This is a genomic window from Vibrio sp. (assembly GCF_047973365.1).
GTDB lineage: Bacteria > Pseudomonadota > Gammaproteobacteria > Enterobacterales > Vibrionaceae > Vibrio.
Map to the genome: position 1 here is coordinate 25,145 of NZ_JBKEBW010000053.1, position 18,846 is coordinate 43,990.

Sequence of the window (18,846 nt, forward strand, 5' to 3'; positions counted from 1 at the left end):
TTTTGATTAAGTAGAAGAGAACGTAATTTATGTCTCAGGGTTATCTCCAATTTCCGAATATTGACCCCGTTCTGGTTGCTATAGGCCCGATTTCTGTGCGTTGGTACGGAATGATGTATCTGGTCGGTTTCTTATTTGCTCTGTGGCTTGCCAACCGTCGTGCAGATAAATCAGACGGTGCGTGGAATCGTGAACAAGTATCGGATTTATTATTTGCTGGCTTTTTAGGAGTGGTGATTGGTGGACGTGTTGGTTACGTGGTGTTCTACAATTTCGAGATGTTCTTAGCCGATCCTTTGTACCTATTTAAAGTCTGGACTGGCGGTATGTCATTCCATGGTGGCTTGCTAGGTGTTATCTCTGCCATGATTTGGTATGCGAGAAAGAATGGACGTACCTTCTTTGGTGTCGCGGATTTTGTTGCTCCTCTCGTGCCTTTTGGTTTAGGAATGGGGCGTTTGGGGAACTTTATGAACAGCGAACTTTGGGGGCGTGTAACGGATGTGCCTTGGGCGTTTGTTTTCCCAAATGGCGGTCCGCTTCCTCGTCATCCATCGCAGCTTTATGAGATGGCTCTTGAAGGTGTGGTTCTATTTTTTATTCTTAACTGGTTTATCAAAAAGCCTCGTCCACTGGGTTCGGTTTCAGGGCTATTCCTTGCAGGGTATGGTACATTCCGTTTCCTTGTTGAATATGTTCGCGAGCCAGACGTACAACTTGGCCTCCTTCTTGGCGGTATTGCGTCAATGGGACAACTGTTATCACTGCCAATGATAGTTTTAGGTGTGTTAATGATGGTGTGGGCGTACAAACGTGGCCTGTACAAAGATGACGTAGTTAAAAGTAAATCAGTTAAAAATAAGTAAGTTGCAACTAAGTAAGGGTATTTTGTGAAACAGTATTTGGATCTCTGTCAGAGAATCGTTGATGAAGGTGTTTGGATTGAAAATGAGCGCACTGGTAAACGTTGTCTTACCGTTATTAATGCTGACTTAACTTATGACGTTGCCAACAATCAATTCCCACTCGTCACTACTCGCAAGAGCTTCTGGAAGGCAGCGGTTGCTGAGCTGCTGGGTTACATTCGTGGCTATGATAACGCGGAAGATTTTCGCAAGTTAGGCACCAAAACCTGGGATGCCAATGCAAACCTAAATGAAGCGTGGCTCAACAATCCTTACCGTAAAGGTGAGGATGATATGGGGCGAGTCTACGGCGTTCAAGGTCGTGCGTGGGCAAAACCGGATGGCGGTCATATCGACCAGCTTAAGAAAATCGTAGATGACTTAACACGTGGTGTGGATGATCGCGGTGAAATTATCAATTTCTACAACCCAGGTGAGTTCCATATGGGCTGTTTACGCCCTTGTATGTACAGCCATCACTTCTCTTTGCTGGGGGACACTCTATATCTGAACAGTACCCAGCGTTCATGCGATGTCCCACTTGGTTTGAATTTTAATATGGTTCAAGTCTATGTTTTTCTTGCGGTTATGGCACAGATTACCGGTAAGAAGCCGGGGCAGGCGTTCCATAAAATTGTCAATGCGCACATCTATGAAGATCAACTGGCGTTAATGCGCGACGTGCAACTGAAACGTGAACCACTGGCGGCACCTCAATTCCATATCAACCCAGAGATTAAGTCACTGCAAGATTTGGAAACATGGGTCACGATGGATGATTTCGAAATCACGGGTTACGAATTCCATGCCCCAATTCAGTATCCGTTTTCAGTTTAAATTACGGACATGGAAACGGACATAGAAAAAGGCGCGTTAAGCGCCTCAGACTGATGACAAACCCAATATCGTCATTCCTGCGAAGGCAGGAATCTAAATCCTAGCATCATGCGAAAAAGCCAGATCCCAGATAAATGCTACGCATTTTCTGGGATGACGGAGATTTTGATTAGTTATTGCTGTGCAGCTCGCTGTTCAGTTCAACCGCTGACTTGTTTGCCAGACATTCAACCTGACCGGTTTGCGAGTTACGACGGAATAGCAGATCTGATACGCCTGCTAAATCACGCGCTTTTACAATTTCTACTTCGTTGCCATCTTTATCCAGCATACGTACTTTGGTACCTGCTGTTACGTATAAGCCAGATTCAACCGTACAACGGTCGCCTAGAGGGAAACCAAGACCTGAGTTTGCACCTAGTAGTGAGTTTTCACCGATTGAAACAACGACAGTACCGCCACCAGACAGTGTGCCCATGATAGACGCACCACCACCGATGTCTGAACCGTTACCGACCAGAACACCTGCCGAAATGCGACCTTCAACCATGCTCACGCCTGTTGTACCAGCGTTGAAGTTGATGAAACCTTCATGCATTACAGTTGTGCCTTCGCCTACATGTGCGCCAAGACGTACGCGAGAAGTATCAGCGATACGGATACCTGCTGGAACCACGTAATCCACCATTTTAGGGAATTTGTCTACGCAATCGACTGTCAGAGGGCGACCTGCTAGGCGCGCTTCAATTTGGCGCTCTGTCAGTTCAGGCAGATCGATTGGACCTTCATTTGTCCAAGCGATGTTGTGCAGTAGACCGAAAATACCATCAAGCACTGTGCCGTGTGGCTTCACTAGGCGGTTTGAAATAAGTTGTAGTTTCAGGAAGCCTTCTGCAACAGATTGAGGTTTCTCATCTGCGGCTAGAACAACAAGCACCAGCGGTTGAGCAGAGCTTGCGGCTTTTTCTGCGAATGAAGCGTTAACAACTTGACCGTTATCAGCAAACGCGGTTGCTAGCTGTGCGCTTTGCTCAACAGAAATTTCGACAGCTTGATTGCCATCTGTGTAACCTGCAATAGCTGCTAGGTCAGCAACTAAAGCGTCGCTTGGATTTAGAACTGGTGCAGGGAAGTATGCTTCGATAATTTTTCCATCACGGTTTTTAGTCGCCGTACCGAAACCAAGTGCAAAATGCGCCATGTTTGCTCTCCGTATTAATTTGAATTGGGTATAGCAGGCAACTGGTTGAGCTAAGTCGCTGCATTAATTATCTGATGGTCATCATAAAGAGACTTTTTCGCTGATAAAAGAGCAAAAAAGCAATAAGTCCGTAGAACGATACCTTTTGTCTGTTTAACGATACATCTCTCTGGATGGAATAGATATTCAACAATATAAAAAACCGCTGGCTAAGCAGCGGTTCAGAGTGATGACAAACCCAATATTGCCATTCCTGCGAAGGCAAAAATATAAACCTCGCATCATGCGCAAGAGAGAGATCCCGGATAAATACTGCGTATTTTCCAGGATGACAGGTATAAATCGAATATCGACTTTTACGCAGCGTCGTCGACGGCTTCTTCAGTCTTTACTGCTTTTGGTTTCTTTGCTGGTGGCGCAGGTTTACGTTTTGCACCTAAAGCGACCAGAACATCATCTTTGTTCTGAGCTAAGAACATTGCCAGTTCTTCCGTTTTCGCTTCATCTTCAATCAGTTCACTCTTACCGATCAGCTCGAATAGCTCGTCCGCGATATCCAGCATTTTGTCATAAGCGTCAGCTTCGGCTTTCGAGGTAAAAGTCATTTTCTCTTCTCCGTTGCGTTCCACCACGTACTTAACGATGACAGCCATGGTCCATCCTCTAAATTGCTTTTAAATTACTGTGTGTTTATACAGGTTTATTCGCTAAATGTCTAGGTTAAGACTATAAAGCTGATACTTCAGTCAATCTGTCTATAGGTTCTCATTTTCTTTGTTCGAGCCTTGATACCACTTATGCTAATCTCAACAGCAACATAGCTGAAAACTGCATGAGTGAATTGTGTTTACTGTTTACCATTCCAATAAAGTCGATACCTTAAAAATCTTGCTGGTGCATTTAATCAAAGCCGCGCCGCTGGAAAATCCGTTTGAAAAAGAGCAAATCTTGGTGCAGAGCCCGGGTATGTCACAGTGGTTGAAAATGGCGTTGGCAAAAGAACTGGGAATCGCAGCCAACATCAATTTTCCGTTACCAGCGACCTTTATCTGGCAAATGTTCACTCATGTTCTGCCTGACGTGCCAGAGCGTAGCGCCTTTAACAAAGAGGCAATGACGTGGAAGTTAATGGAAGTGCTACCGACCCAGATGGAGTCTGAAGCGTTCTCTGCATTAAAAAGTTACCTTAAAGACGATATTGACCACTCTAAGCTCTACCAATTAGCGGAAAAAATCGCAGATATTTTTGATGGCTATCTGGTGTATCGACCCGATTGGATTGAAGCTTGGGAGAATGGAGAAACGGTAGAAGAAATCGGTGACGAGCACCCGTGGCAAGCTATTTTGTGGAAGCAGCTTTACGACTATACGGTGACTCATCAGCAGCAATCGCACTATCACCGAGCCAACTTATATTTACGTTTTATTGAAACGCTAGCCAGTGGACATGTGCCGCTTGAGAAACTGCCGAAACGGCTGTTTATCTTTGGTATTTCCTCTCTGCCTCCGCGTTATATGGAGGCATTAAAAGCATTAGGCGAGCACATTGACGTACACCTAATGTTTACCAATCCTTGCCAACATTACTGGGGAGATATTCGAGATCGTAAATATTTGGCTCGAATCGAAAACCAGCGCCGTAAACAACTGGCTTTAAGCGGGCAAACATTGTCAGTGATAGGGGAAATATCGCCACTTAAAGGCGACATTGACCGCAATATTGCCGAAGATGAGCTACATATTAGCAATGCGATAGGTAACAGCTTATTAGCATCAATGGGCAAATTGGGGCGTGATAACCTCTATTTGCTGGCACAAGATGATAACGAAGAGCATGAGCTGTTTATCGATATTGCAAGAGAAAGCTTACTGCAGCAGTTGCAAGCGGATATTTTGCATCTTGAGGAGCATCAAGATGATCATCGGCTTGATAGCAGTACTCACAAACCCACCATCAACACTCAAGATCGCTCGCTAACCATTCATGCTTGCCACAGCCCAATGCGTGAAGTGGAGATTCTGCATGATGAACTGTTAGCCATGTTTGACCGTGATCCGGCATTGAAGCCGCGCGATGTGATTGTGATGGTGGCGGATATCAATGCCTATAGCCCCTATATTCAGGCGGTGTTTGGTAATGCGCCCGGTGAACGTTTTATTCCGTATTCGATTTCAGATCGAACCGCCAATCAAGAGAGCCCAATCTTAAATGCTTTCATCCAGTTGGTGAATTTGCCGCATTCTCGTTGTTTGGCGTCTGAGCTGTTAGAACTGTTAGAAACGCCAGCCATGATGAGTCGTTTTGCGTTAGATGAAAGCGAATTTGAATTGGCAAAACGCTGGGTTGAAGAATCCGGTATTCGTTGGGGATTGGATAGCACTACCGCTCAAGAATTTGAGCTTCCAAATACAGAGCAAAATACCTGGCAGTTTGGACTTTCTCGTATGTTGCTTGGCTACGCGATGCCAACATCAACCACTTTGTTTGAACACGGCGACAATGTGTATGCGCCTTATAACGAAGTGCAGGGAATGAGTGCAGAACTCGCTGGCAAGCTGGCGCACTTTATTGAAAATGTGAGTCGTTACCGAACCTTGCTGACGCAAACTCAGTCGATAGATGACTGGCGGGAAGTGTTGCACAATTTGCTTGATGACTTCTTCGCTGTCGATCTGGACGGTGAAATGGCGCTGAAATCGATTCGCGATACGCTAGTTTCATTAAAAGAGCAGCTTGTTGATGCCGGTTACATCCAAGATATCGCGTCTGCGATCATCAGTGAATACCTCAACAATAAACTTTCTGGTACTCGAGTGAGTCAGCGCTTTTTAGCCGGGCAAGTGAACTTCTGTACTCTGATGCCAATGCGTTCGATTCCATTCAAAGCGGTCTGTTTATTGGGAATGAACGAAGGTGTTTACCCTCGTTCCGTGCCTTCCGAAGGTTTTGATTTAATGAATGGTCGAACTCGAAGAGGTGATCGTTCACGCCGTGATGATGATAGATACTTATTCTTGGAAGCGCTGCTCTCTGCACAGCAAAGCCTTTATATTAGTTATGTCGGACGTTCAATCCAAGACAATACCGAGCGTGTGCCGTCAGTATTGGTGAGCGAGTTATTAGAATACTGTCAGCAAAACTATTGTTTAGCGGGGGATGAAGCGCTGCCAAGTGATGATTCCGGCAAAAAGCTGGTGGATAAGATATCCACTGTTCACACTATGGTGCCATTTAGTCCACAAACTTTCTTAAGTGAAGCGGGAAGTTACGCCAAAGAGTGGTTACCTGCGGCGCAGCGTCAAGGTACTCCGGCTGGCGAGTTTAATCTGCCATTGGATGATTACTTACTGGATGCGACTTATTCGCTAGAGCTGGATTTGGTTGAGCTACAGCGTTTTTGGCGTCTGCCTGTTCAGTACTTTTTCAATCGTCGTTTAAAAGTGGTTTTCGAACCACCTTTAGCGGTGATGGAAGATGATGAACCGTTCGCTCTGGACGGTCTGCATAGCTATCAACTGCGTGATAATTTACTTGATGTGTTGCTGAGCGTCGATGCGACAAGCGATAGAGACGCCACATTACATCACTTCATCCAGCAGCAACGTGCTCAGGGTAAATTGCCTGTTGGCGCTTTTGGCGAATTGGAGTTTGCAGTCAACCGAGTGCAAACCGAAGAGGTATTAGAGAAAATTCACTTTCTCTGCCAATCACCGCTAGACGATGGTGAAGTCAACATCACTAGCCATGTGCTTGGAGAGTCTAAACCTGTTCAGTTGAATGGTTGGGTGACCAAACGTTTCCAATCGGGGCTAGTGCGTTATCGCAGTGGTTCCATTCGCGCGCAAGATTTGCTAGCAGCATGGATAGATCATCTGTGTCACGCGGCGATGGGCTTTGTCAGCAAAACTCATCTGGTGGGTTATGACCGCAAAGAGGGTGTGCTTCACCAAATCTTGCCACCCGTAGCAAACCAGCAACTGGCTAAAAAGTTATTGGATGAGTTGATTCGCCTTTTTTATCAAGGAATGACATCACCGATCGCTTATTTCCCGAAAACAGCACTAGCTTGTATTGAAGCAGGCTTCAACCGCGGAAAGTGGGTTGAAGATGAAGAAAAATCTTTGAAAAAAATGGCTGACTGTTTTAACGACGGATATGCCACTTCTGGTGAAGGGAACAATGCGTACATCGCACGTATTTGGCCTGCTTGGAATGATGAACTTGCTCAACAGGCAAAATTACTTTCTTGCTTAGTGTTACAAACAGCAAGATTACAGTTAATGGATAGTGCTGATGTAATTGATAGTGCTGATGCGGTTTTCGAAACCAACAGAATGGGTAGTGCAGATGAGTAGCAGATGTAGAGAAATAAGTGGCCGCCAGAAAATCATTATTGGTGCAGGGCGTTCGCTGTACGGCCACAGGTCAGAGGGACCATTATTCGGTGTTAATGCAGGCAGCGTTTGTTTAGAAATCAGTTTAATTTAACTGTTTAATTAACCCATAATGTGGTTATTTTCTAAACTATGTTTGCATTAAGTGGGTGCAGTGTAATGTTCCATATTGGTGCGTTCTGTGAGAGGTCTCGCATAACCAATGGATTGTTCTTATTTGCATGTGCCAACATATAAATACGCAAACAAGATCACATAAATTTCGCGATACAACGATGCGTTTATAGCGATTCGTTTATAACTGAAAAGGCTTAACAATCAATGAATGTTCCATCCAATATCGTAGCCACGCCACTCGAAACCATGACGTTTCCTTTGCATGGTGCGCGTTTGATAGAGGCTTCTGCCGGTACAGGTAAAACATTTACTATTGCGGGTCTTTATTTGCGCCTGTTGCTAGGTCATGGAAATGAGCAAAGTCGCCATCAAGTGCCTTTGACCGTCGATCAAATTTTGGTGGTCACCTTTACTGAAGCGGCGACCGCTGAACTACGTGACCGTATCCGAGCGCGTATCCATGATGCCCGCCTAGCCTTTTCTCGTGGTCACAGCGATGACCCCGTGATTGAACCTTTACTCAATGATTATGCCGATCACGCGTATGCAGCTAAGGTGCTGCTAGATGCTGAACGCCAGATGGATGAAGCGGCGGTGTATACCATTCACGGCTTTTGCCAACGCATGCTGACGCAGAACGCTTTTGAATCTGGCAGTCGTTTTAGCAATGAGTTTGTCACCGATGAAAGTCATCTGAAAGCGCAGGTCGTCGCAGATTACTGGCGTCGTCAGTTTTACCCTCTGCCACTCAATTTAGCTGCTGAAGTCCGTCGTTTATGGTCATCGCCAGCGGCACTGCTAAAAACAATTGGTGGCTATTTAACCGGTATCCCTTTGTCTCTGACTACGCCGATGATGGCCGGTGACCTTGCCAGTTTACATCAGCAAAACTTAACTAAAATTGAAGCGATTAAGCAACAATGGCTAAGTGCATTAGAAGAAATAGAACCGAGTATTACCGGCTCAGATCTGCATAAGAACTCGCAAAATGCTTTGCTAAGAAGGATTGAAAGCCTGACTTTGTGGGCGAATTCTGCCACGCATGATCTATTGGTACCGGAAGCACTATCTGAGTTTGCTCAAAGCAACTTGGCGGAGAAATCGAAGCAAGGTAATCCGCCTCAACTTGAGATTTTTAACGTTATTGAGCTGTTCTTAGCACAGCCCATCACGATTGAAGCGCCCTTAACTGTACATGCTATCCATCATTGTCGAGTCATGCTGGCAAAAGCTAAAGCCAGCAAACAGTGGTTGTCGTTTGATGATCTGCTAAGTCAGCTTTCTGCGTCTATTGATGCTGATGAGCAGGGCTTGTTAGCAGAGCGCATTCGCCATCTTTATCCGGTGGCAATGATCGACGAATTCCAAGATACCGATCCGCTGCAATACAGTATTTTTAGCCGTATTTATCTGAACAATCCTCAATGTGGCTTGTTTATGATCGGTGACCCTAAGCAGGCGATTTACGCCTTCCGTGGCGCCGACATTTTTACCTACATTAAAGCGCGTAATCAGGTTGCAGCCCATTACAGCTTGGGAACCAACTGGCGGTCAAGCGCTGATATGGTAGCGGCGGTTAACCAAGTCTTTAAGCTGGCTGATAGTCCATTTATTTACGATGCAGATATACCTTTTACATCGGTTAGTCCAAATCCATATGCAGCGAAAAAAGAGTGGCTGCTGAACGGCGAGAAGCAACCTGCATTGACTTATTGGCTGCAAGAAACGGAAGGTTCGCCAGTAACCAAGGGCAGTTATTTGGATGTTATGGCGCAGGCTACAGCGAGTCAGATCCAAACCATTTTAACGGCGGCGCAACAAGGTCAGGCGCACTTTAGTAGTGGTAAAAACAAAGCGATTCAAGCGGGTGACATTGCCGTATTGGTTCGCACGGGTAATGAAGGGCGAATGATTAAAGAATCACTGGCGAAACAAGGTATTGCCAGTGTGTATCTGTCTAACCGAGACAGTGTATTTACCAGTGCAATTGCTCAAGATATTCAACGTTTGCTACAGGCGGTGCTGACGCCTGAAAATGACAGAGCGCTGCGCGCCGCTTTAGCCTCGCCATTGTTTGCTCTGAACTCTAAACAACTTGATGCGCTTAATAACGATGAAAACGAGTGGGAAAACACCGTTAACCAATTTAAACAGTATCGCCAACTTTGGCTAGAACGGGGTGTGCTGCCAATGCTACGTTCGGTTTTAAGCCTGCGTCATATTGCCGAACGTTGGTTGGAAGAGGTGGATGGTGAACGAAATCTTACTGATTTCATGCACATCAGCGAATTGTTGCAACAAGCGACCCAAGATATCGACAGTGACCACGGTTTGCTGCGTTGGCTCGCTCAGACAATTAGCGATGCTGAACAAGGAATGGGAGGCAACGATGAAGCCATCCAACGCCTTGAGTCCGAAAGAAACTTGGTACAGATCGTCACTATCCATAAATCCAAAGGTTTGGAATACGACTTAGTATTTCTGCCGTTTGTGGTCAGTTACCGAGAAGCGAGCGAAGGTAAATATTACGACAGCAATAGTGGTCAGACTCTGCTTGATATCACCGGTGATAAACAAGCATTACAGCAGGCGGACAAAGAACGTTTAGCGGAAGATTTACGTTTGATTTATGTGGCATTAACCCGCTCTGTTTATGGCTGTTTTATCGGTGTTGCGCCTTTGCGCAATGGTCGTGCAACTAAAGAGCCAACGGGTGTGCACCACAGTGCGATTGGTCATTTGTTGCAAAACGGACAAGAAGGCGGAATCGACCTTCTGTCTCAATCCGTTGCAGCGCATGCGAGTAAGCTAGCTTGTGTCTTGGTTACTTCTCCTCCAGAACCCCATGACACAATCTTCACGCCAGTTGTTGAGCCGTTACCAGAGCTTAAAGCCAAACAGTTAAGCTGTGAGATTGACCGCTATTGGCGTATTACCAGTTATTCAGGCTTGGTAAAACAAGTTAGCCATCAAAAAGAGCATGATGCAACGGTCGAAATTGGTGGCTTTGATGTCGATTCAGCCGAGGAACATGATGAGCTTGCGCCCATAGAAAAAGATCGCACCATTTTTAACTTTCCGCGTGGTGCTCGCCCCGGTACTTTCTTGCACACTGTGTTTGAAAAGGTTGAGTTTACGGAGCCAGCAACGAGTGAGCACAACACGAAAATCATTACTCATCTGTTGGAATTAGAGCAGTTAGAGATGGAATGGTTACCTGTGATGCAAAAGCTGGTGAACGATGTGTTGGCGACTCCGTTAGATGGTAAAAAGTTACTGCTTAACCAAAAACAGCCTCATCAGAGATTGGTTGAGATGGAATTTTTATTGCCGATTGAAGTGCTGACTGCTCCGGCGTTAAATCGTGTCGTGCAACGTCATGATCCTTTATCAGCTAAAGCTGGAGATTTAGGTTTCTACACAGTGCAGGGTATGTTGAAAGGTTTTATCGACTTAGTGTTTGAGCATCAAGGTAAATACTATGTACTGGACTGGAAGTCGAACCATCTTGGCGATGAAGTCGAGGCTTATCATGGTGAACGCTTGGCTTTGGCAATGGCCGAGCACAGATACGATCTGCAATATCAACTTTATGCTTTGGCATTGCACCGCTTTTTGCAAAGTCGTTTAGCCCATTATGACTATAACAAACACTTTGGTGGTGTTTATTACCTATTCCTGCGCGGTATTGATGGTAAAGCACAGCACGGTATTTTCAGTGCGAAACCAAGCCAAACCATGTTAGAAGAATTGGATTTATTGATACAAGGTAAAGAGCCGGATGAACGCACAAACTCTGCTGGGCAAATGGAGCTAGGATTATGAGCACGCAAGCTTTGGATGTATTAGCGCGTTTGGCTAAGCAGGGCAGTATTCGCCAGCTTGACTACCAGTTTGCTCGTTTCATTGCCTCTCTGTTGTCTGACAACGAGTTAATGTCTGGCAACGAATTAAGTGCAGCAGATAAAAATGCTTTTCTGCTACTGGTGGCCGCGGTCAGTGCGGAGCTCGGTAGGGGCAATATTTGCTTAGCGTTGTGGGATAGCCATGGCAGTAGTGTTGATCTGTCTGCCAAGTTGGGACTTTACGCTGATGCGGCTTTAGCGGTTAATCCGCTATGGGTCAATGCGGATTGGAATCGAATTCTGCCAAACTCAAAGCTGGTTGGCTTGCAAGAGGGAGTTGTTCCATTGATGTTTGATGGGCAGAGACTCTATTTGCATCGTTATTGGCATTATGAAGTGACACTGGCACACAGATTACAGAGCTTTGGGTCACCGATGATCTTAAAGCCTACTGATGTCCAAAAGCCTGTTCATGTCCAAAAGCCTACTGATATTCAAAAGCTGAGAGAGCTGCTCGATGTGCTATTTGAACGCGACTACCGCTTTCTTTTTAACGGTTTGAAAAGCAATGAGACTTCTCAGGTCAGTCGTCAGCGAATGGTGTGTGATTTCCTTGATGTGGTAGACGATAGCCAACTTAACTGGAGTGCGATCGATGCCGTGCTTACCCGCGTTCAGCGAATGGAAGATCTGCAACCGCTGGATTTGCTCGTTCCAGAGAGCTGCTGTTTGAATTGGCAGAAAGTAGCCGCCGCCGTGGCTTTGACTCGTCGCTTTGCGGTCATTTCCGGAGGGCCGGGAACCGGTAAAACTACGACGGTCACCAAATTGCTCGCCGCTTTGATTCGTCAATCGCAGCAGCAAGGTCATACACCGAATATTAAGTTGGTCGCACCAACAGGTAAGGCGGCAGCACGTTTGACCGAATCTATTGGTAAAGCGGTAGAAAGTTTAGCTGTAGAGCCGGAGTTAAAGTCCGCTATTCCAACCACATCCAGCACCATTCATCGTCTGCTTGGCGCTATTCCGGGCAGTGCGGAGTTTCGCCATCACAGTAAAAATCAGTTGCATTTAGATGTGCTGGTGGTGGATGAAGCTTCCATGGTTGATTTGTCTATGATGGTGAAATTGGTTGATGCTCTGCCTGGCCACGCTCGTTTGATTCTACTTGGTGATAAAGATCAGTTAGCTTCTGTAGAAGCGGGCGCTGTGCTTGGCGATATTTGCTCATTTATTGAAAATGGTTATAGCGCGGCACAAGCTAAGCTGCTTGCCGAGCTCACAGGTTTTGAATCTCTGACTTCTGCTAGCGCTAAGCCTGCCAATGGCGGTCTTTTCAACAGCAGTCTTTCCAACAGTAGTGTTCTCAGTAGCAATGTCGCAGACAGCTTATGTATGCTGCAAAAAAGCTACCGTTTTGATGCTCGTTCTGGTATTGGGCAATTAGCCAAAGCGATCAACAGCGGAAAAACGGCGCGAGTAGATGAAGTGTGGAAACAAGAGTTCAAAGATATTCACCATTATCCATTAAGCAGTGACACTTACAATCAAATGCTCAAATCATTGGTGGATGCGTATTCGGTTTATCTGCAACGAGCGAGTAAACCTGCTATCGAACAGCAAGAAGCTGAAAGCTGTGAACTGGAATCTATGGCAACCAAGGCAAAAGCGGTATTAAAAGCGTTCAGTCAAAGCCGTTTGTTATGCGCTGTACGAGAAGGTGACTTTGGTGTGGTTGGTCTTAATCAGAGAATTGAGCGTGCGTTGCAGGCGCGTAATTTAATTAAGACGCAGCAGGAACTTTGGTATCACGGTCGTCCGGTTATGGTCACACTGAACGATCATGCCCTTGGTTTGTACAATGGTGATATCGGTATCTGTATGCGAGATGAAGAGGATACAGAGCAGAGACTCAAAGTGTATTTCGAGCTACCCGATGGTAGCGTGAAAGCGGTATTACCCAGCCGGGTACCTCAGCATGAAACGGCGTATGCGATGACGATTCATAAATCGCAGGGCAGTGAATTTGAATTCACCGTTATGATTTTGCCTCCCGAGTACAGCCCAATCATTACACGTGAACTGATCTACACCGCTATTACTCGAGCGAAAGAGCGTTTGGCTTTGTATTGTGATATTGGTGTGCTTAAACGAGGAATTCAGTTTAAGACCGAACGAGCCAGTGGTTTAGTGGAGCGCTTAAAAAGCTAGGGGAGAGATCTTAGCAACCTTCCTTGGTTGCCTGGCAAATTAACAAAAGATGTTAGTAAACGGCTTTTGAAAAAGTGATATTGCGAATCTTATAGCGCGTTTGTGAGCCTAAGATAAAGCTTTTTAGGTAGTCACTGACGGGAAACACGCAATGTACATCTAGACCTTCCAGGAAGTCATGATCTGCCATATCCCAGAAGCTTTGTAGCGAATTACAAATTACGGTTTTCATATAAATTAGTTTGCTCTTCAATAAGTTATTTATCGTTGAAGCAATCCGTGCTCTCCCTAAGTTAAGCCCTTAGGTCGAATTCCAACTCAATGCAATAAAGTGATCTATATCACGAGTGGCGAGATTTTACACAGCCCTGTACTGTATGAAAAGTGATTAATTAATGAACTACTAAAATACGAACTGATACACTAAATATTCAATCAATAGCAGTTATAAATATTGCATCTGCTATTGATTGATTGTTTTTATGTTACTTAAGCTTAAGAATTAGGATCTTTGAGCGGCGTTGATAGTTATAAAGCTGGCGCTTTGACATCGGCAATGACTCGACGCCATATTCAATGAATCCCTGCTCTCTAAACCAGTGCAAGCTGTGTGTGGTTAATACAAATAACTTGTTTATATTCATCATCTTACTTTGCTGCTTCATATGGCGAAGCAAAAGCGCGCCACGATCACTGTCGCGGTATTCGGTATGAATAGCGACACAGGCCATTTCGGCCATATCATCTTCCGGATATGGGTAAAGCGCCGCACAACCAATGATCAAACCATCTTTTTCAATGATGGTGAATTTGTGTATCTCTTGTTCTAACTGTTCGCGAGAACGACGTACTAATATCCCTTGTTCTTCAAGCGGACGAATCAGATCAAAGATGCCACCGATATCATCAATCTGCGCCTGGCGAAGTTGTTCTGTGCTCGCTTTTACGATTTGCGTACCGATACCATCAAAAGAGAACAGTTCTTGGATTAAAGCACCATCTTCTTTGTAACTGACTAAATGGCTACGAGGAACACCCGCACGGCAAGCGGCTACGGCTGCTTTTAAGAAACGCAATGTTCCCGACCGTTCCTCACCATTGGAATTATCTTCAGCTTCCATTTTCTCAATCAGGTTATTCACTTCAGCAGGGTACAGTTCTGCAATAGAATTGCCTTCGCTGTCCATGATGCCTTGTTCAGAACAGAAGCCGATCAGCTTTTCAGCTTTTAATCTTATCGCAACTTGTGTCGCCACTTCTTCTGAGAGCAAGTTAAAACATTCGCCGGTGACTGAACTTGCAATTGGACCTAGCAGTACAATCGAGCCCTGATCGAGCATGCGGTTGATGCCATCAATATCAATACGGCGGATTTTTCCGCTGTGGCAATAATCCACACCATCATCTATACCTAGTGGTTGAGAGATAACAAAATTTCCGCTGACTACGTTAAGCTGAGTGCCAGCCATTGGGGTGTTGTTCAAGCTCATGGATAGACGAGCGGTAATGGCATGTTGCAACTGACCGGCCGCTTGCATCACCAAACCTAAAGCTTCTTCGTCCGTGATACGAATGCCTTTGTGGTAAGGGGTTGTGCGATTGTTTGTCTCTAAAATCTGATTTATCTGTGGGCGTGCGCCGTGAACGAGCACTACTTTGACGCCAAGACTATGAAGTAGGGCGAGATCACTAATAATATTGGCGAAATTTTTATCGGCAATCGCTTCGCCGCCCACCATAACAACCATGGTTTTTCCACGGTGAGCGTTAACATAGGGAGCTGACTGTCTAAAGCCTTTAACAAGAGCGGTACTACGAATTTTCACTGATGGCACTCTTTATATTTATGGTTGGTTAAATATGTTTGAATAATGACTTTTTATTCATGTGTGAGCAAGTGGTTTTTAGTAGTTGAGCGCTACTATTTTTACCATGCCGTATTGGCAGTATTCGTTTAAATGAGTTCAAAGTAAGAGATACGATGCCTAAAGCCGAAAACTTAAATCGAGATAAAACGTTTAATAATTCACAATCAACGCCTGCAACAAATGGCAGTCGTGTAAAAAGTAGAAAACGATTGGAATTGTTCCTCATTGTGGTGGTTATTTTAGGAAGCATTGTTGCTGCCATTCTTTACAGTAATGTGTTTGAACAAATAAAAAATACCTTTTCGCATAAGCAAGAAGTGTATGGTGTTTGGATAGAGCAAGATGTTGCTTATTACTCGGCCAGAGAATTCGATATCGGACCTGATGGTATTGCCATGGAAGGGCGTGTATATACAACGCGTTATGACTTTGATGGTCGCTACTTAACGTTCAAAGTTGCCGGGCAGAATTATAAATTCCAAATGACAGATTCAGACAACAGGGAAATGAAGCAGGTGACGGATGGGCACTATAAAGCGATTTTCCGAATGTCAGAAAAAAAATAATTTAACAATTTCGCAATTGCGCTTCATGAGTTAGTTTGTCATCCTTTCGGTCGAATTTTATAGGGGATGCATTCTGTGAAAAAACGCCTTCTTTCTTTCGCCAGTTTGGCGTTGCTTTTTGGTTGTGCTCAACCGACCGATAGAGCACAACAATACCTGGATGAACCTTTCGCCAAAACCCTCAATAGGGTTGATGTGGTCCACTCAAATAAACCGCGTGACTTTACCGAATTTGCTAAACAAAGTGAGCAAGTGGTGGTGAACTCGCCTTCAATGGCGAAAACTTTTGCGCCTTTATATCAGAAACTCAATGAGTGGGTGATCGAGAGCGGTGATACTACTGAGTTAGCTAAGTTTGGTATTCAGTCTGCTCAATTAGGCGGTGGCGATGGAAAGGGTAACGTATTATTCACCGGGTATTTTTCACCTGTGATTGAATTGCGCCACACACCTGATGAAACCTTTAAATACCCTGTTCACAAAATGCCTGTTTGCGAAGTTGAATGCCCAACACGCGCTCAAATTTATGATGGTGCATTAGATGGTCAAGACTTAGAGTTGGGCTACGCGGAAAACCGAATTGATCCATTCATTATGGAAGTACAGGGCAGTGGCTTTGTACATTTCGGTGATGACGACACGCTAGAATACTTTGCTTATGCGGGGAAGAATAATAAAGCTTACGTGAGTATTGGTAAGGTGCTTATCGAGCGTGGCTTAGTTGAACGGGAAAAGATGTCACTCAAAGCCATCAATGAGTGGGCACACTCGAACGATGAAGCGACAGTGAAAGAGCTGTTAGAGCAGAACCCGTCGTATGTTTTCTTTCAGCCAAGAGCAGCAGCTCCGGTAACGGGGACGGCAGGTATTCCTTTATTGCCAATGGCTTCGGTGGCGGGAGACCGCACTTTATTGCCAATGGGCACACCAATTTTGGCTGAAGTTCCCCTACTGAATGCTGACGGAACTTGGTCTGGCGCTCACCAGCTACGCTTGCTAATCGTATTAGACACGGGTGGCGCGGTTAAACAGAATCATCTTGACCTCTACCACGGCATGGGACCTCGAGCAGGCACTGAAGCTGGACATTACAAGCATTTCGGACGAGTCTGGAAACTCGGGCTGGCAGATTCTCCACTGCAAGCGCCTTGGGCACTGCCGCCAGAAAAGTTGGAATAACGACTAAATCCAATTTGCTAGCGGTTAAGTGAACATCTGGACATTTATAATAAGAGTGCGTATAAATCGCACTCTTTGTTTTTGAACCCTCTTTATTTGGATTGTTGTCATGCGTGAACTCGATACTCCAGCCTCAGATAGCTATAACCAACGTTTCGGTGGTACTCGTCGACTGTATGGCAATAGCGAAGTTGATATTCTACGTGCAGCTCACGTCTGTGTGATTGGTATCGGCGGTGTCGGTTCATGGGCTGTTGAAGCATTGGCAAGAACAGGGATTGGTGAATTGACGCTAATTGATATGGATGATGTTTGTGTCACCAACATTAACCGCCAAATCCACGCCATGTCCGGAACCGTTGGCCAAAGCAAAATTGAAGTGATGGCAGAGCGCGTTAAGTTAATTAACCCTGAGTGCAAAGTTAATTTGATTGATGATTTCATCACGCCTGACAACCAGCATCAGTATCTGACTAAAGAGTATGACTACGTGCTGGATGCGATTGACAGTGTAAAAGCTAAAGCCTCTTTGCTTGCTTATTGTCGCAGCAACAAGATCAAAGTGATTACCATTGGCGGCGCGGGTGGTCAGACTGACCCTACGCAAATCAAAGTGGCCGATCTGACCAAAACCATTCAAGATCCACTGGCGAAGAAAATTAAAGATCGCCTACGTCAACATCATAATTTCCCGACTAATCCGGCGCGCAAGTTTGCGATCGACTGTGTATTCTCAACCGAGCAGTTAAAATATCCGCAAGCCGATGGTTCGGTATGCGCAACCAAATCAACGGCAGAGGGACCTAAACGGATGGATTGCGCTTCCGGTTTTGGTGCTGCTACCGTCGTTACCGCAACTTTCGGCTTTGTAGCCGTTGCGCGTATCGTAGAAAAAATCATCCAGAAACACAGCAAGTAACCACTGGGGTATTGATCATGACTGCTTTTCCGCTTTCACCTTTCGGCACTGACATTACCAGCGATGATATTGTGCAGGCCATGCAGCAGTTTGGCGGTTGGGAAGATCGCTACCGTCAGGTCATTCAGTGGGGTAAGAAGCTACCTGTGATGCCGGAAGAACTGAAAAGTGAACAAGTGACGGTTTCGGGATGTGAAAGCTTAGTCTGGTTGGTTAGCCAGCAAGAAAATGGTATCTGGCATTTTTGCGCCGATTCCGATGCCCGTATTGTGCGTGGTTTAATTGCTTTAGTGATGGCGGTTTTTGACGGCAAAACTTCACAGCAGATACAGGATTTCGATATCGACGGTTATTTTGAACAGCTTGGGCTGATTACGCATTTGAGTCCTTCAAGAGGGAATGGTTTGAAGGCGATAGTTGACACAATTAAAAACATCGCAGTTTAAGCTTCTCTATCTCTCGTTCCCATGCTCTGAAGTGAACTACAATAGTTGGAAAACAAATTATTGGGTGTATATTATTTATGTCCAAATACAGTCGCGAGATAAAGTACAAAGTAGCTAAAAAGTATCTTGATGGCTCCACTCCTCGAGAGCTCGCTGAAAAATATTCTGTCCCAACAAAACATGTTCGTTATTGGGCTCATGTTTTCACTATGCATGGTTCAAATTCATTTTTAATTGATGGCCATTCTCTTAGTGCGGAAGCTAAGCTGGAAGCGTTGCAATTATTGTGGACAAAGGGCTGGTCTGTCAGACACACTAGCGCGGTGTTAAACCTCTCTTTCCCTACGACGTTAACGA

The 18,846-nt window shown here is 45.2% G+C and carries 13 protein-coding genes and 1 pseudogene; 10 read left to right on the forward strand and 4 right to left on the reverse strand.

Annotated elements, in window-relative coordinates:
• Positions 1 to 29 precede the first annotated feature (29 nt).
• On the forward strand, positions 30 to 866 hold the full coding sequence (gene lgt, locus ACK5MF_RS07440; protein WP_416920842.1) for a prolipoprotein diacylglyceryl transferase: 837 nt from the start codon (positions 30 to 32) through the stop codon (positions 864 to 866).
• A 24-nt stretch (positions 867 to 890) separates the two neighbouring features.
• Positions 891 to 1,742 carry a thymidylate synthase gene (locus ACK5MF_RS07445; protein WP_416920844.1) on the forward strand — a complete coding sequence of 284 codons (852 nt, stop codon included), beginning with the start codon at positions 891 to 893 and terminating at the stop codon, positions 1,740 to 1,742.
• Between the two features lie 169 nt (positions 1,743 to 1,911).
• Here the strand turns inward: ACK5MF_RS07445 and dapD are convergent, their stop codons facing one another.
• Positions 1,912 to 2,943, reverse strand: a complete 1,032-nt coding sequence (gene dapD, locus ACK5MF_RS07450; protein ID WP_416920846.1) for a 2,3,4,5-tetrahydropyridine-2,6-dicarboxylate N-succinyltransferase — start codon at positions 2,941 to 2,943, stop codon at positions 1,912 to 1,914.
• A 356-nt stretch (positions 2,944 to 3,299) separates the two neighbouring features.
• Positions 3,300 to 3,596, reverse strand: coding sequence for a YebG family protein (locus ACK5MF_RS07455; RefSeq protein WP_416920848.1), 297 nt, complete (start codon positions 3,594 to 3,596; stop codon positions 3,300 to 3,302).
• Between the two features lie 190 nt (positions 3,597 to 3,786).
• Here ACK5MF_RS07455 and recC point away from each other — a divergent pair, with 190 nt between their 5' ends.
• From recC to recD, 3 genes are all read left to right on the forward strand, one after another.
• Positions 3,787 to 7,299, forward strand: coding sequence for an exodeoxyribonuclease V subunit gamma (gene recC / locus ACK5MF_RS07460; protein WP_416920850.1), 3,513 nt, complete (start codon positions 3,787 to 3,789; stop codon positions 7,297 to 7,299).
• A gap of 360 nt (positions 7,300 to 7,659) precedes the next feature.
• Positions 7,660 to 11,280, forward strand: a complete 3,621-nt coding sequence (gene recB / locus ACK5MF_RS07465; RefSeq protein WP_416920852.1) for an exodeoxyribonuclease V subunit beta — start codon at positions 7,660 to 7,662, stop codon at positions 11,278 to 11,280.
• Positions 11,277 to 13,511, forward strand: a complete 2,235-nt coding sequence (recD, locus tag ACK5MF_RS07470; RefSeq protein WP_416920854.1) for an exodeoxyribonuclease V subunit alpha — start codon at positions 11,277 to 11,279, stop codon at positions 13,509 to 13,511. Before recB ends, recD begins: the two co-directional genes overlap by 4 nt.
• 52 nt (positions 13,512 to 13,563) lie before the next feature.
• On the opposite strand, the gene ACK5MF_RS07475 is transcribed toward recD, so the two are convergent.
• Positions 13,564 to 13,743 (reverse strand): hypothetical protein, encoded by a 180-nt coding sequence (locus ACK5MF_RS07475; protein ID WP_416920856.1) that lies wholly within the window; start codon positions 13,741 to 13,743, stop codon positions 13,564 to 13,566.
• Between the two features lie 253 nt (positions 13,744 to 13,996).
• Complete coding sequence (gene argA / locus ACK5MF_RS07480) at positions 13,997 to 15,337, reverse strand: amino-acid N-acetyltransferase (RefSeq protein WP_416920858.1); 1,341 nt, start codon at positions 15,335 to 15,337, stop codon at positions 13,997 to 13,999.
• Between the two features lie 155 nt (positions 15,338 to 15,492).
• Here argA and ACK5MF_RS07485 point away from each other — a divergent pair, with 155 nt between their 5' ends.
• From ACK5MF_RS07485 to ACK5MF_RS07505, 5 genes and pseudogenes are all read left to right on the forward strand, one after another.
• On the forward strand, positions 15,493 to 15,945 hold the full coding sequence (locus ACK5MF_RS07485; RefSeq protein WP_416920860.1) for a DUF2850 domain-containing protein: 453 nt from the start codon (positions 15,493 to 15,495) through the stop codon (positions 15,943 to 15,945).
• 75 nt (positions 15,946 to 16,020) lie between these two features.
• A complete protein-coding gene (gene mltA, locus ACK5MF_RS07490) occupies positions 16,021 to 17,124 on the forward strand; it encodes a murein transglycosylase A (protein ID WP_416920862.1) in 1,104 nt (367 codons plus the stop codon).
• Positions 17,125 to 17,233: 109 nt separating this feature from the next.
• Entirely contained in the window at positions 17,234 to 18,043 is an 810-nt protein-coding gene (gene tcdA, locus ACK5MF_RS07495; protein WP_416920864.1) for a tRNA cyclic N6-threonylcarbamoyladenosine(37) synthase TcdA, read from the forward strand.
• A gap of 17 nt (positions 18,044 to 18,060) precedes the next feature.
• A complete protein-coding gene (gene csdE, locus ACK5MF_RS07500) occupies positions 18,061 to 18,489 on the forward strand; it encodes a cysteine desulfurase sulfur acceptor subunit CsdE (RefSeq protein WP_416920866.1) in 429 nt (142 codons plus the stop codon).
• A 77-nt stretch (positions 18,490 to 18,566) separates the two neighbouring features.
• A pseudogene (locus tag ACK5MF_RS07505) lies at positions 18,567 to 18,846 on the forward strand (helix-turn-helix domain-containing protein); the annotation flags it as partial.

Coding starts and splice junctions, on each gene's coding strand:
- tcdA (WP_416920864.1), top strand. CDS start 17,234: ATGCGTGAACTCGATACTCCAGCCTCAGATAGCTATAACCAACGTTTC.
- recD (WP_416920854.1), top strand. CDS start 11,277: ATGAGCACGCAAGCTTTGGATGTATTAGCGCGTTTGGCTAAGCAGGGC.
- ACK5MF_RS07485 (WP_416920860.1), top strand. CDS start 15,493: ATGCCTAAAGCCGAAAACTTAAATCGAGATAAAACGTTTAATAATTCA.
- recB (WP_416920852.1), top strand. CDS start 7,660: ATGAATGTTCCATCCAATATCGTAGCCACGCCACTCGAAACCATGACG.
- lgt (WP_416920842.1), top strand. CDS start 30: ATGTCTCAGGGTTATCTCCAATTTCCGAATATTGACCCCGTTCTGGTT.
- ACK5MF_RS07475 (WP_416920856.1), bottom strand. CDS start 13,743: ATGAAAACCGTAATTTGTAATTCGCTACAAAGCTTCTGGGATATGGCA.
- dapD (WP_416920846.1), bottom strand. CDS start 2,943: ATGGCGCATTTTGCACTTGGTTTCGGTACGGCGACTAAAAACCGTGAT.
- csdE (WP_416920866.1), top strand. CDS start 18,061: ATGACTGCTTTTCCGCTTTCACCTTTCGGCACTGACATTACCAGCGAT.
- ACK5MF_RS07455 (WP_416920848.1), bottom strand. CDS start 3,596: ATGGCTGTCATCGTTAAGTACGTGGTGGAACGCAACGGAGAAGAGAAA.